The organism is Aeromonas sp. PI_26 (assembly GCF_027854445.1).
In the GTDB taxonomy this organism is placed as follows: domain Bacteria; phylum Pseudomonadota; class Gammaproteobacteria; order Enterobacterales; family Aeromonadaceae; genus Aeromonas; species Aeromonas veronii.
This window is the reverse complement of sequence record NZ_JAJNOE010000012.1, coordinates 16,754-30,215: the sequence shown is the minus strand read 5'-3', so window position 1 is coordinate 30,215 and position 13,462 is coordinate 16,754. Positions and strand designations below refer to the sequence as shown.

The 13,462-nt window shown below is 60.2% G+C and carries 14 protein-coding genes; 12 read left to right on the top strand and 2 right to left on the bottom strand.

What is annotated here, in order from left to right; genetic code table 11:
• Positions 1–81 precede the first annotated feature (81 nt).
• Positions 82–1,323, top strand: a complete 1,242-nt coding sequence (locus tag LRL22_RS13525; protein ID WP_270905582.1) for a mechanosensitive ion channel family protein — start codon at positions 82–84, stop codon at positions 1,321–1,323.
• 186 nt (positions 1,324–1,509) lie between these two features.
• Positions 1,510–2,436 (top strand): L,D-transpeptidase family protein, encoded by a 927-nt coding sequence (locus LRL22_RS13520; protein WP_270905581.1) that lies wholly within the window; start codon positions 1,510–1,512, stop codon positions 2,434–2,436.
• 69 nt (positions 2,437–2,505) lie between these two features.
• Here the strand turns inward: LRL22_RS13520 and LRL22_RS13515 are convergent, their stop codons facing one another.
• Positions 2,506–3,399, bottom strand: coding sequence for a VirK/YbjX family protein (locus tag LRL22_RS13515; protein WP_270905580.1), 894 nt, complete (start codon positions 3,397–3,399; stop codon positions 2,506–2,508).
• A 322-nt stretch (positions 3,400–3,721) separates the two neighbouring features.
• Between LRL22_RS13515 and putP the strand changes: the two genes are divergently transcribed.
• The 10 genes from putP to rpoS all read left to right on the top strand — a co-directional run bounded on the left by putP (position 3,722) and on the right by rpoS (position 12,182).
• Positions 3,722–5,239: a sodium/proline symporter PutP gene (gene putP, locus LRL22_RS13510; protein WP_270905579.1), complete on the top strand. Its 1,518-nt coding sequence runs from the start codon at positions 3,722–3,724 to the stop codon at positions 5,237–5,239.
• Between the two features lie 208 nt (positions 5,240–5,447).
• Positions 5,448–5,765 carry a cell division protein FtsB gene (ftsB, locus tag LRL22_RS13505; protein WP_005335520.1) on the top strand — a complete coding sequence of 106 codons (318 nt, stop codon included), beginning with the start codon at positions 5,448–5,450 and terminating at the stop codon, positions 5,763–5,765.
• Positions 5,758–6,450, top strand: coding sequence for a 2-C-methyl-D-erythritol 4-phosphate cytidylyltransferase (gene ispD, locus LRL22_RS13500; protein WP_270905578.1), 693 nt, complete (start codon positions 5,758–5,760; stop codon positions 6,448–6,450). The genes ftsB and ispD overlap by 8 nt, the downstream gene beginning before the upstream one ends.
• Positions 6,451–6,596: 146 nt before the next feature.
• Positions 6,597–7,073: a 2-C-methyl-D-erythritol 2,4-cyclodiphosphate synthase gene (ispF, locus tag LRL22_RS13495; protein ID WP_270905577.1), complete on the top strand. Its 477-nt coding sequence runs from the start codon at positions 6,597–6,599 to the stop codon at positions 7,071–7,073.
• Positions 7,073–8,131 carry a tRNA pseudouridine(13) synthase TruD gene (gene truD, locus LRL22_RS13490; RefSeq protein ID WP_270905576.1) on the top strand — a complete coding sequence of 353 codons (1,059 nt, stop codon included), beginning with the start codon at positions 7,073–7,075 and terminating at the stop codon, positions 8,129–8,131. The genes ispF and truD overlap by 1 nt, the downstream gene beginning before the upstream one ends.
• On the top strand, positions 8,112–8,873 hold the full coding sequence (gene surE / locus LRL22_RS13485; RefSeq protein WP_201934041.1) for a 5'/3'-nucleotidase SurE: 762 nt from the start codon (positions 8,112–8,114) through the stop codon (positions 8,871–8,873). Before truD ends, surE begins: the two co-directional genes overlap by 20 nt.
• Before the next feature lie 7 nt (positions 8,874–8,880).
• Complete coding sequence (locus tag LRL22_RS13480) at positions 8,881–9,498, top strand: protein-L-isoaspartate(D-aspartate) O-methyltransferase (RefSeq protein WP_005335507.1); 618 nt, start codon at positions 8,881–8,883, stop codon at positions 9,496–9,498.
• The gene (locus tag LRL22_RS13475) at positions 9,495–10,076 is read left to right on the top strand and encodes a YqaA family protein (protein WP_216979432.1); all 582 of its coding nucleotides are present in this window, start codon (positions 9,495–9,497) and stop codon (positions 10,074–10,076) included. Before LRL22_RS13480 ends, LRL22_RS13475 begins: the two co-directional genes overlap by 4 nt.
• 9 nt (positions 10,077–10,085) lie before the next feature.
• Positions 10,086–11,153 (top strand): LysM peptidoglycan-binding domain-containing protein, encoded by a 1,068-nt coding sequence (locus LRL22_RS13470; protein ID WP_005343369.1) that lies wholly within the window; start codon positions 10,086–10,088, stop codon positions 11,151–11,153.
• A gap of 45 nt (positions 11,154–11,198) precedes the next feature.
• Positions 11,199–12,182, top strand: a complete 984-nt coding sequence (gene rpoS / locus LRL22_RS13465; protein ID WP_005335504.1) for an RNA polymerase sigma factor RpoS — start codon at positions 11,199–11,201, stop codon at positions 12,180–12,182.
• A gap of 97 nt (positions 12,183–12,279) precedes the next feature.
• Here rpoS and LRL22_RS13460 read toward each other — a convergent pair whose 3' ends face one another.
• Entirely contained in the window at positions 12,280–13,317 is a 1,038-nt protein-coding gene (locus LRL22_RS13460; protein WP_270905575.1) for an alkene reductase, read from the bottom strand.
• Between the last annotated feature and the right edge of the window lie 145 nt (positions 13,318–13,462).

Sequence of the window (13,462 nt, the reverse complement as noted above, 5' to 3'; positions counted from 1 at the left end):
GATTTGACATGGGGGAGGGGAGCGGTACCCTGACCACCACTGTTTTTGCAGCCAGCGGGCTGCCCGGTTCGGGAGAGAGCAATGAAAGAGGCGTTTTTTAACTGGTTGTCTGGCCTTGGGGTGGAAGTGACCAACCTGATGGCGCTGGTGATCGCGCTGGGTTTTATCGTCATCACCTCGTTGCTGCTGCACATGGCGCTGCACCGGGTGTTGCTGGTCCGGCTGGTGGGGATCCTCGGCAAGGCCAAGCAGGTGTGGCTGCCGCCCCAGCTGCAACAGCGCCTCTTCAACCGGCTCGCTTTCGTGTTGCAGGGGGCCGTGCTGCTCGGTCAGGCGGAGATATGGTTGCCTCGTCAATCGGATAGCCTCAAGCTTATCGAGATGGTGGCCCAGCTCTGGATTTTGCTGTTCCTGCTGCTGGCCTTCTTCGCCCTGCTCGACTGCCTGTTGTCGGTGAGCCGTTACACCCGCCTTGGTCGGGATTTGCCCCTGCGCGGCATCTTCCAGGGGGCCAAGCTGGTAGGCAGCATTCTGGTGGGCATCCTGATGATCGCCCTGCTGCTCGGCAAGTCGCCGCTGTTCCTGTTCAGCGGTCTGGGTGCCATGACCGCAGTGCTGATGCTGGTATTCAAGGACCCCATCCTCGGGCTGGTGGCGGGGATCCAGCTCTCCGCCAACCGGATGCTGAGCGTCGGTGACTGGCTGCAGATGGACAAGTACGGCGCCGATGGCGAGGTGACCGACATCGGCCTCACCACGGTCAAGGTGTCGAACTGGGACAAGACCATCACCACCATTCCCACCTATGCCCTGATCTCCGACTCTTTCAAGAACTGGCAGGGGATGACCGAGTCGGGTGGCCGCCGTATCAAGCGCAGCGTCAATATCGACATGACCAGCGTGCGTTTTCTGACGGCCGAGGAGCAGTTGCAGCTCAAGCAGGCGCAACTGCTGGCTCCCTATCTCAGTCGCAAGGAGCAGGAGCTGAGTGCCTACAATCAGCAGCTGAGCGATGCCCTGAGCTGCCCTATCAACGGTCGTCACCTCACCAACCTCGGCACCCTGCGCGCCTATCTGGATGCCTATCTGCGTGCTCACCCCGGCATTCGCAAGGACATGACCCTGATGGTGCGCCAGCTGGCGCCCACGTCAGACGGTTTGCCGCTGGAAATTTACTGTTTTACCGCGACCACCGCATGGGCTGATTACGAAGGGATCCAAGCCGATATTTTCGACCATATCTTCGCTATCATTGAGCAATTTCATCTGCGGTTGCATCAATCTCCCACAGGTTATGATATGCGCCTCTGGCAACGGGGATAAACAGGGGGAGAGGGCGAGTCGAGGGCGTTGGATAATCCGCATATTAATCATCGACCCGTCACCACTTGTCAGTTGATATTTGGTCAGCAGAGGAGAAAAATGGCGGCCTTCTCTTCGCGCCCCTGATCTTCTGCTGATCAGCCGTCAGCTCAGAGATGTCAATTCAGTCATTATCATGGGAAAGTTATGAAGCTCCTTCGCAATAGTGTGGCAACACTCTGCTACAGCCTGCTGCTGACCGCTGCGCCGGTTTTCGCTGTTGAATATGCTCTGCCTGCGGCCAACAGCCGTCTGGTGGGGGAAAATCTGGAATATGTGGTTCCGGCCGAAGAGAATGGCCAGCCGCTGGAGGCCATTGCGGCCAAATTCCAGCTGGGGCTGACCAACATGATAGAGGCCAACCCCGATGCGGATCCCCTGTTGGTACAGACCGGCGAGAAGCTGGTGATCCCCCAGCAACTCATCCTGCCGGATGCCCCTCGTGAAGGCATTGTGCTGAACGTGGCCGAGATGCGCCTCTACTACTACCCGAAAGGCAAGAAGGTGGTAGAAGTGTTGCCCATCGGCATCGGCCAGCTCGGCACCGACACCCCGGAAAACTGGGTGACCAGCGTGCAGCGCAAGAAAGCGGGCCCGACCTGGACCCCGACTGCCAAGATGCATGCCGAATATGCCGCCCGTGGCGAGAGCCTGCCAGCGGTATGGCCGGCCGGCCCGGACAACCCCATGGGGCTGTTTGCACTCTATATCGGCAAGATGTACGCCATCCACGGCACCAATGCCAACTTCGGTATCGGTCTGCGGGTGAGTCACGGCTGTGTGCGGCTGCGTAACGACGATATCGAGTACCTGTTCAAGCAGGTGCCGGTCGGTACCCGCGTCCAGTTCGTTAACCAGCCGATCAAGGCCTCTCTCGAGCCCAACGGCGTTCGTTATCTGGAAGTGCACCAGCCGCTGTCGCGTAGCGAAGAGGAGTTCAACTCCAAGCTACCGGCACCGCTGCCGATGACTCCGGCGGTGACCCGCTTCATTGCCCACGCCGACAGCGACTCCCAACTGGTGAAGCAGGCGCTGGAGCAGCGCAACGGTATGCCGATGGCGATCAACCGCTAAGGGCAAATCCCCGTCATGACAAAGGGCGAACAGCAAGCTGTTCGCCCTTTTTGTTTCTGCTGCGTTGACTCAGCGTCGCAGCAGATTTGCCTGCAGCTCGCTGCCGAGCTGATCGAGCAGCTGATAGCGCGCCTTGTAGCTGGCCCGCTTGCGGGAGGGGATCTCCTCCAGTGTCTTGCGGGGCACCTCCAGCGGCAGGCTCATCCAGAGTTCATCCTGCACGCAGCCCTGATGCTCCTGCCACAAACCGTCGAGATCGAACTTGACCCGATCGGCAGTGCGCTTGCTGCTCTGATAGACGTGGCTTTGGGTGCGTATCCCGAGCAGGCTCTTGCACGCCAGCCCCCGGGCCAGCTCGGCGGCCATATAGACCAGCAGGGACATGGGGCGCAGCCCGCCGCACGCCTTGGTGACCTGCTTGATCTCCTCACTCTGCCCCTTGCCGCCCTGCAGCGAACAGATCTCGAGGGTCGGGTTCGGCGCGGGGCGCAGATTGAGGGCCATGTAATAGAGGGCCGCGTCACCCAGCTTGAGGGTCAGGCTCATCTCCCCCTCTTTGCCCATATGGGTTTGGTAATCGAGTTGCAGGGTCAGCGGTGCCATCAGCTTGTCGCTCTGCCACTGGGCCAGCAGCAGGCCGCGGCCGCTGTAGATCGCCAGTTGTTGTGCCTTGGGCAGCTGGCGAGCCAGCTGCTGGTAGTGGCCGCTGATAAGCCCCGCGCGCAGGCGCTTGCGGAGCCCCTTGTGGCGATAGGGGTGGATCGGCTTTTCCAGAATATCGGGGAAGCGGCTGATCGCTTGCGCCAGCAGCGGTTGCTCCTGCTGTTGGCGGTAGAGGGCGCGGGCGCCGGGATTGAGCCAGAGACGCCCCACATACTTGGCCCGTCTGATTAGATGACTCGACTCCTCCACCGGATGCAGACGGCGGGCGAGGGTGCGCAGGTGTGATAAATGAGAAGACATGAGCGTGACCCCTGTTCGCTGGATTGAGGGCGGCGAGTGTAGGAGGGATGGGGCGGGATGTAAAAAATGGATAGTAACAAAATGTGAAAACATAACGCTCAATAGTTGCTGGCACGGCGATATGGACGCCACTGTCACGACAGGAAATCTGGCGCCATCTTCTTGATGTAGAAGATGATTTGATGCAATAAGGTTTTTATTGTGTTTTGTGTTTGTTAAAAATGGTTGAGCTGGCGCAAACGGCTGATTAAGCTAGGCCGGTTTTTTTAGGGATAAACCCGTCATCAGAGCGGGTAACACATGACACAAAACGGAGTTTTGCATGACAGCTAGCACACCCATGTTAATCACCTTCCTGGTGTATATCCTCGGAATGGTGCTGATCGGCTTTATCGCCTATCGTGCCACCCGCAATTTTGATGACTACATTCTGGGCGGCCGCCGGATGGGGAGCTGGGTTACGGCTCTCTCTGCCGGCGCCTCCGACATGAGCGGCTGGTTGCTGATGGGCTTGCCCGGCGCCGTCTTCGTCAGCGGCATCTCCGAGAGCTGGATCGCCATCGGTCTGGTGATCGGTGCCTACCTCAACTGGCGCTGGGTAGCGGGCCGCTTGCGGGTCCATACCGAGAAGAACCGCAATGCCCTGACCCTGCCGGACTACTTTACCTACCGCTTTGAAGATCACAGCAAGGTGCTGCGCATCCTCTCGGCGCTGGTGATCCTGCTGTTCTTCACTATCTATTGTGCTTCCGGCGTGGTGGCCGGTGCCCGTCTGTTCGAGAGCACCTTTGGCATGGATTACAACACCGCCCTCTGGGTCGGTGCCGCTGCCACCATCACCTACACCTTCTTCGGCGGCTTCCTCGCCGTGAGCTGGACCGATACGGTGCAGGCAACCCTGATGATCTTCGCCCTGATCCTGACCCCTGTCTTCGTTATCATCGCCGTCGGCGGGGTGGACAGCGCCATGATCGAGGTGGCCGCCAAGAGCGCTACCAACCTCGACATGTTCAAGAATCTGGATGTGATCGCCATTGTCTCGCTGATGGCCTGGGGCCTTGGTTACTTCGGTCAGCCCCACATTCTGGCCCGTTTCATGGCGGCGGATTCCCACCACTCCATGGCCAATGCCCGCCGTATCAGCATGACCTGGATGGTGTTCTGCCTCGCTGGTGCGGTGGCCATCGGCTTCTTCGGCCTGGCCTACTTTGCCCGCTTCCCGGAAGTGGCGGCTGGGGTAACCGGCAACCCGGAGCGGGTCTTTATCGAGCTTTCCAAGATCCTGTTCAACCCCTGGATCGCCGGTGTGCTGCTCTCCGCCATTCTGGCGGCGGTGATGAGCACTCTAAGCTGCCAGCTGCTGGTCTGCTCCAGCGCCATTACCGAGGATCTCTACAAGCCCTTCCTGCGCAAGAACGCCTCCCAGCGTGAGCTGGTGTGGGTGGGTCGCCTGATGGTGCTGCTGATCGCCGTGATTGCCATCGCCGTCGCCATGAATCCGGAAAACCGGGTGCTGGGGCTGGTGAGCTACGCCTGGGCCGGTTTCGGTGCCGCCTTTGGTCCCGTGGTGCTGCTATCGGTGCTGTGGCCGCGAATGACCCGCAACGGTGCGCTGGCGGGCATGCTGGTCGGTGCCATCACCGTCATCGTCTGGAAGCAGTTCGGCTGGCTGGGGCTGTATGAGATCATCCCGGGCTTCCTGTTCGCACTGCTGGCCATCGTAGTGGGCAGTCTGCTGGGCGAAGCGCCCTCTAAAGCGATGCTGGAGCGTTTCCGTGATGCCGAGGAGGAGTACCACACCCCGGCCGAGAGCGCGGGAGAGCCGGTCGTGGTGAACTGATCCCTATTACCGCTTTCTGATTGAGAGCCCCGCCCCCGGACAAGGAGCGCCCTGGTTGGCCATCCTTGCACCGGTTTGGCGGGGCTTTGTGCTATCTGATTCACTCTTGGGCACTTTTTTATGTTCGGCCGGTGGCTCCCGGGTGCTCGCTTTCTTTTGTCTTGGCACCGAATATGGGACACTAGGCCGCCTGAAGGAGACCTAGTGCATGCGGCTATTCACCCTGATCCTGATCCTCCTGCTGGGGGGACTGCAATATGACCTCTGGCTGGGGAAGAACGGGCTATCCGATTATCAGAACCTGTCGGAGGCCATCTCGCAGCAACAGCGGGACAACCAGACTCTCAAGGATCGTAACGACCTCATTTACCGCGAGATAGATGATCTCACCTCTGGCCTCGAGGCCATCGAGGAGTTGTCGCGCAACGATCTGGGTTACATCAAGCAGGGGGAGACCTTCTACCGGATCATCCCCAAAGAGAAAGACAAAGAGACAGCGCCGGACGATGAGCCCTACGATGACTGATGCCAGCCGGGTATCCGGCCTGACGGCGATCGTCCCTGCCGCCGGTATCGGCAGCCGAATGGGGGCCGATTGCCCCAAGCAGTACCTGCAACTGGCGGGTAAAACCATTCTCGAACATACCCTGGAGCGGCTGCTCTCCCACCCGGCCATCGCCCAGGTGATCGTGGCGCTGGCGCCCCATGACCGCTGGTTCGAGGACCTGCCCGTGGCGGCCGACCCGCGCATTGTGCGGGTAGAGGGAGGCGCCGAGCGCGCCTTTTCCGTCCTCAATGGTCTCCATGTGGCGCAAGGGGAGTGGGTGCTGGTGCACGATGCGGCCCGTCCCTGTCTGACTCACGGCGATCTCGATGCGCTGATTGCCGCGGCCATGAACTGCGACGGTGCCATTCTCGGCAGTCGGGTACGCGATACCATGAAACGCTCCGATGGGGAGGGCAATATCATCGCCACCGTCGAGCGCGAGCAGCTCTGGCATGCCCTGACGCCGCAGATGTTCCCGACCCGAGCCCTGAAGCGGGCGCTGGAAGAGGGGCTACTGCTGGGCGCCACCATCACCGACGAGGCCTCCGCCATGGAGCGGGCAGGATTTGCGGTGCGGATGGTGGAGGGGCGCGCCGACAATATCAAAGTGACCCGGCCGGAAGACTTGTCGCTGGCGGGGCTGTTTTTAAGCCAGCAGGCATAAGCCCCTCAGTCAGAACAGACCGTTCAGAGCAGAGTGTCTCGAACAAACAGGCCCGAACAAGGAGTTAGCATGATCCGGATTGGACATGGTGTGGACGTACACAAAATTGATGGGGTTGGTTTCAGCATGTTGGGAGGTTGCCGCTGATGATGCGCATTGGTCATGGTTTTGATGTTCATAAATTTGGTGGTGTTGGCCCCTGCATGCTGGGTGGCGTGCCGGTTCCCTACGAGCAGGGGCTGGTTGCCCATTCTGACGGCGATGTGGTGCTGCACGCGGTGAGCGATGCCCTGCTGGGCGCCATTGGTGCCGGTGACATCGGTCGCCACTTCCCCGATACCGCTGCCGAGTTCAAGGGGATCGACAGCCGCATCCTGCTGCGGGATGTGTTTGCCAGGGTACATAAGGCGGGTTATGCCATCGGCAACCTGGATGTGACCATCATCGCCCAAGCGCCCAAAATGGCCCCCCATATCGACGCCATGTGCGCCGTGCTGGCCGCCGATCTGCAATGTGATTTGAACCGGGTGAACGTCAAGGCGACCACCACCGAAAAATTGGGTTTTACGGGGCGCAAGGAAGGGATCGCCACCGAAGCCGTCGTCCTGTTGGTGAAACAATAATGCTGGAAAAACTTGCCTATCTGCACGGGGCGCCCACCGCCCGCGGTATCCTCAAGGCCGAGGCCGCCGATTTTGTGGTGAATGAGGATCTCGGCTTCGAGCCTTGTGGCGAGGGTGAACACATCTTCGTCCGGGTGCGCAAAACTGGCGAGAACACCGCCTGGGTGGCGGGTCTGCTGGCCGATGCGGCCGGGGTCAACCGCAATGCGGTGACCTGGGCTGGCCTGAAGGATCGCCACGCGGTAACCGAGCAGTGGTTCGGCATTCATCTGCCAGGCAAGGCCGAGCCGGACTTGTCGGTTATCGAGAGCGACAGCATCCAGATCCTGCAAGCCAGGCGTCACAACCGCAAATTGCGGGTAGGCTACCTCAAGGGCAACCATTTCACCCTGCGTCTCACCGGTCTGGAACAGGCCGACGGGCTGGAAGCGCGCCTGCAGGCCATCGCCACTCAGGGCGTGCCCAATTATTATGGTGAGCAGCGTTTTGGTCGCGATGGCAACAACCTGGAAGCGGCCAAGGCAATGTTTGCCGGCAAGCGGATCAAGGATCGCAACAAGCGTTCCCTCTACCTCTCTGCCGCCCGCAGCATGCTGTTCAACGCCATTGTCAGCGCCCGTATCGAGCAGGGGCTGGCTCATCAGCTGCTGGCCGGTGATTGCGTGATGCTCAAGGGCAGCCACTCCATCTTCAGCGAAGAGAGCGTGACCCCCGAGCTGGAAGCGCGTCTTGCCTCCGGCGATGTGCAGCTCACCGCGCCCCAGTGGGGCCGTGGCCGTCTGGCCAGTCAGGGCGCCGCTGCCGAGTTCGAACAGGCTGTGTTGGCTCCCTATAGCGATTGGTGTGACGGGCTGGAGAAGGCCGGGCTGGATCAGGACAGGCGCCCGCTGCTGCTCAAGCCGGAGCAGATGAGCTGGCAGCTGGACGGCGAGGCGCTGACCCTCTCCTTCTTCCTGCCGGCGGGCGCGTTTGCCACCAGCGTGGTGCGCGAGTTAATGCAGGCCGAAGAGGCTGATCACGGTTTCAGGAATCAGACCGATGCGAATTCTGGTCAGTAATGATGATGGTGTGCATGCCGAGGGCATTCGTGCCCTCAGCGAGGCGCTGCGCGCCTGTGGCGAGGTCATTGTGGTGGCTCCGGATCGCAACCGCAGCGGCGCGAGTCACTCCCTGACGCTGGAAGTACCGCTGCGGGTTACCCGCATTGCAGAAAACGGCTTTAATGGGTGCGAGAGCTATGCGGTGAAAGGCACGCCGACCGACTGCGTGCATCTGGCAGTCAACGAGCTGGTACGCCCGGAGCCGGACATGGTAGTGGCCGGCATCAATCACGGCGCCAACCTGGGAGATGATGTCATCTATTCGGGGACGGTCGCCGCGGCCACCGAGGGGCGCCATCTTGGTTACCCCTCCATCGCCATCTCGTTGGTGGGCAAGACCCACTTCGCCACGGCGGCCCACTATGCGGCCCTGCTGGTGAAGGGGCTGATGAAACACCCCCTGCCTGCCGATCAGATCCTCAACGTCAACGTGCCGGACTTGCCCCTCGAACAGATCAAGGGGATCAAGACCACCCGCCTTGGCAATCGCCACCGGGCGGAGTCGGTGATCCGTACCGAGGATCCCCGTGGCCAGCCCATCTACTGGATTGGCCCTCCCGGCAGCCAGCAGGATGCCGGTGAAGGTACCGATTTTGCCGCCATCGAGCAGGGCTATGTCTCGATTACCCCTCTGACCATCGACATGACTGCCTATGACAGTCTCGCCGGTCTGGGGGCCTGGTTAGATCTGCAGGGATGAGGGTGGTGTGATAGTACAGCGCCTGTTAAATCAGCTCATTGCACAGGATATTCGCGATTTTCGCGTGCTGGCGACCATCGCGAAAGTGCCGCGCCAGCTGTTCGTGGACGAGGCCATGGCACACAAGGCGTGGGACAACACCGCCCTGCCCATTGGCCACGGCCAGACCATTTCGCAGCCCTATATGGTGGCGCGAATGACCGAGTTGCTGATGCAAAACAATCCGGCCCATGTGCTGGAGATTGGCACTGGCTCGGGTTACCAGACGGCGATCCTCGCCCATCTGGTGGAGCATGTGTATACCGTTGAGCGGATCAAGTCGCTGCAGTTCCAGGCCCGGCGCCGGCTGCGCCAGCTCGATCTGCACAATGTCTCGGCCAAGCACGGCAACGGCTGGTTGGGGTGGCCTAACAAGGGGCCTTATGACGCCATTCTGGTGACGGCCGCGGCGAGCGAGATCCCGACGGCACTGACCGATCAACTGGCCGAAGGGGGGCGACTGGTGTTGCCTGTCGGTGACAGTCAGCAGACCCTGCAGCTGATTGAACGATCCGGCTCCCAGCTGACCAGCCGAATTCTGGAGCCGGTACGTTTTGTTCCCCTGATTGACGGAGATGTTGAGTGAAGTTGTTTTCCCGTTTGTATGTACTGGTGATGCAGTGGGCCCGCCACAAGCATGCTCCCTGGTATCTCTCCATCACCGCCTTTATCGAATCGGTATTCTGGCCGATCCCGGTGGATGTGATGCTGGCGCCGATGGCGCTCGCCAAGCCGCACAAGGCGTGGCACTACGCTACGCTGGCTACCGTATTCTCGGTGCTGGGTGCGCTGTTTGGCTATGCCCTTGGCTATGCCTTGTGGGATCCAGTGGTGCTGCCACTGGTGGAGTCTGTTGGCTATCAGGGAAAGATCGAGATCGCCCGCCACTGGTTTGAGCAGTGGGGGATCTGGGTCATTTTCATTGCCAGCTTCACCCCGATCCCCTACAAGGTGTTTACCGTGACGGCTGGGTTGTTGCAAATGGCTCTGTTGCCTTTCATCATCACCTCCCTCATCGGTCGTGGCATGCGCTTTTTCCTGGTTGCTGGCCTGATGCGTTGGGGGGGCGAGAAGATGGAACGCAAACTGATGCACTATGTAGATGTGCTCGGTTGGCTCTGTATTGGTCTGGCCGTGGTGGCCTATTTCTGGTTTAGTCGTTAAGGATCCATTATGCGTTCGCGTATTTGGCAGGGAAGCAGTGTCGTGGTGTTGTCCTGGCTGCTGCTTGCCTGCTCCTCCAGTAAAACTGCAGCTCCGGTGGATGGGGTCGGTGATGATCAGTTCGTCTCGACCATTCCGGCTCGCCAGAGTGGTGCCCAGGTCAGCGCCCCTATTCAGGGCGGCAGCTATGTGGTGAAGAAGGGGGATACTCTCTACTCCATCGCTTTTAACTCCGGTAATGATGTGCCCTCACTGGCCAGCCTCAACAATATCAGCCCGCCCTACAACATCTATCCGGGGCAGCGGCTGCGCCTCGATGGCTCCAGTGCCAGTGTTGGCAGCAGCCGCAGTACGGGGACCTATCAGGTACGTCGCGGCGATACCCTGAGCAGCATCGGTCGCCAGTTTGGCATGAGTGCGCAGGCGCTGGCCCAGAGCAATAACCTGAGCGCCCCTTATGCGCTGCAACCGGGTCAGGTGCTCAATGTACAGTCCGGTGGCAACACAACCCAGATGGTGGCTGTGACTCGTCCGACAACCGTGACGCCGGTGGCCGTGAGCCGTCCGAGCAGCGGTCCGCGTCCGTTGGCCGAGCCTAGCGGATCTGGTCAGACCACGCCGTTCATCTCTCAGAAATCCGTTGCTCCGGCAGCACCGAAGGAATACGCTCAGGTCAAAGAACAAAAAACAAACAACTCCCAGTCGAGACTTGCTTGGCACTGGCCCGCAAAAGGTCGGATTGTCGAGGGGTTCTCTGTTGCAGAACAGGGTAACAAGGGGATCGACATAGCCGGCCAGAAGGGGCAACCCGTCTACGCCGCCAGCAGCGGTAAAGTGGTATACGCTGGCAGTGCTTTAAGGGGGTATGGCAAGCTGATTATCCTCAAGCATGATGATGACTATCTCTCCGCTTACGCACACAACGACGAGTTGCGGGTGAAGGAAGGGGACAGCGTCAAGGGGGGCTCGGTCATTGCCAACATGGGTAGCACGGACGCGCCGGATGTGCGATTGCATTTCGAGATCCGGTACAGAGGCAAGTCGATCAATCCGATGAGCTATTTGCCAAAGCGTTAACCCCAGAGAGACCGTCTTACTCTGGTAACGTCAGGGAGACACACCATGAGCCAAGAACAACTGGTAATGCAGGATGCAGAGTTAGAGTTTGACGCTGAACCCGAATCTCATGAAGTAGAAGAGTTGCAGGAGGTAGCCGCCGAGGCGGACGAGACTATCTCCGATGAGTTGCTGGCACCGGAACTGAACAAGGTGATGGATGCCACGCAACTCTATCTGGGGGAGATAGGTTTCTCCCCGCTGCTCACTGCCGAAGAGGAAGTCTACTACGCCCGTCGTGCCTTGCGAGGTGATAAAGCCGCCCGCAAGCGCATGATCGAGTCCAACCTGCGACTGGTGGTGAAAATCGCCCGCCGTTACAACAACCGTGGCCTGGTGCTGCTGGATCTTATCGAAGAGGGCAACCTCGGTCTTATCCGCGCGGTCGAGAAGTTTGACCCCGAGCGCGGCTTCCGTTTCTCTACCTATGCTACCTGGTGGATCCGCCAGACCATAGAGCGGGCCATCATGAACCAGACCCGTACCATCCGTCTGCCCATTCATGTGGTCAAAGAGTTAAACGTTTACCTGCGCACCGCGCGCGAACTCTCTCACCGTCTCGATCATGAACCGACCGCCGAGGATATCGCCTTCGCGCTGGATCGTTCGGTGGATGATGTGAACCGCATGCTCAAGCTCAACGAGAAGATCACCTCGGTGGACACCCCCATTGGTGGCGATCGCGACAAAGCGCTGCTGGATGTGCTCTCCGACGAGCGCGGCATGGGGCCGGAGCTGGAGTCACAGGAAGATGATATGCGCAGCAGCATTGTCCACTGGCTTGAGGAGCTCAACCCCAAGCAGCGGGAAGTGCTGGCCCGTCGTTTCGGTCTGCTGGGCTACGAGCCCGCTACCCTCGAGGATGTGGGGGCCGAGATTGGCCTGACCCGCGAGCGGGTACGCCAGATCCAGGTGGAGGGGCTGCGCCGTCTGCGGGAGATCCTGCTGAGCCAGGGGCTCTCCATTGAGGCTCTCTTCCGCACCAATTAAGTCCGCAGCAACGGAATACGGCATCAGCCAGATAGCACGAGGGGAGCAACTGCTCCCCTCGTTTTTTATTGCCTGTCGTCTGGCGATGGCTTCGTGGTTATACCAGCTCAGCCAGCATGGTGTCGGCGTAGGGCACCAGTGCTTCGCCATTTTTCACTTTGGCGAGATAGTCCGGGTTGGCGATAAGCGGACGACCGATAGCCACCAGATCGAAGCGGTTGGCCTCAATGGCCGCAGCGGCGCGCTCGGCGTCGTAGTTGCCCACCCCGACCAGATTTCCTTTGTAGTGGGCGCGCAGATAGTCGGAGGCGCGGCCACCCAGATAATCGAAGGTGAGGTTGTCATCGAAGATGCCGAGGTGGATATAGGCCAGCGGGCGATCGTTGAGCTTGCCCAGCAGGTAGTCGAACACGGCGCGATCTTCCGGGCTGCCCGCCAGATGGACATAGGCACCCGGGGAGAGGCGAATACCAACCCGATCACCGCCGATGCGGGTGCTGATGGCATCGACCACTTCCAGCGCGAAGCGGCTCATCTTTTCCGGGCTGCCACCGTAGTTGTCGGTGCGCAGGTTGGTGGAGTGATGCAGGAACTGGTCGATCAGGTAGCCATTGGCACCGTGGATCTCCACCCCGTCAAAGCCCGCCTCGATGGCGTTGGCAGCGGCTTGGGCGTAATCCAGCACCAGCTGGGCGATTTCCGCCTCGGTCAGGGCGCGCGGCACCTGATAGGTGAGCTCGCGCATGCGGGGCACAGTGCCCTCGTGCGCCACGGCTGAGGGGGCCAACACTTCAGCCTGATGGAAGAAGGGGTGGGAGAGGCGACCTACGTGCCACAGCTGGGCGAAGATCTTGCCGCCCTTGGCGTGCACGGCGCTGGTCACTTTCTTCCAGCCATCGATCTGCGCCTGGGTGAAGAGGCCCGGGGTATTGGGGTAACCCTGCGCGTCGGGGCGGATGATGACGGCCTCGGAAACAATCAGGCCGATGTCGGCGCGGCGGCCGTAATAGGCAGCCATCTGCTCGGTCGGCACCAGACCTGGGCCTGCCATGCAGCGGGTGAGCGGGGCCATCATGAAACGGTTGGCCAGGGTCAGAGTGTCATTGAGTCGATACGGCTGAAACAGGGTATTCATGATAGGTTGTCCTGAACGGGTTATTCTTGAACGTGCATTCAAGACGTTTTTTGCGTCGGGCGCAAGCTTTTTTTGAATGCGCGTTCAAGAAGGTTGGCCCGAGCGGGCGGCTGGGGTAAACTTGCCGCCCTTTCCAGTCACTCTT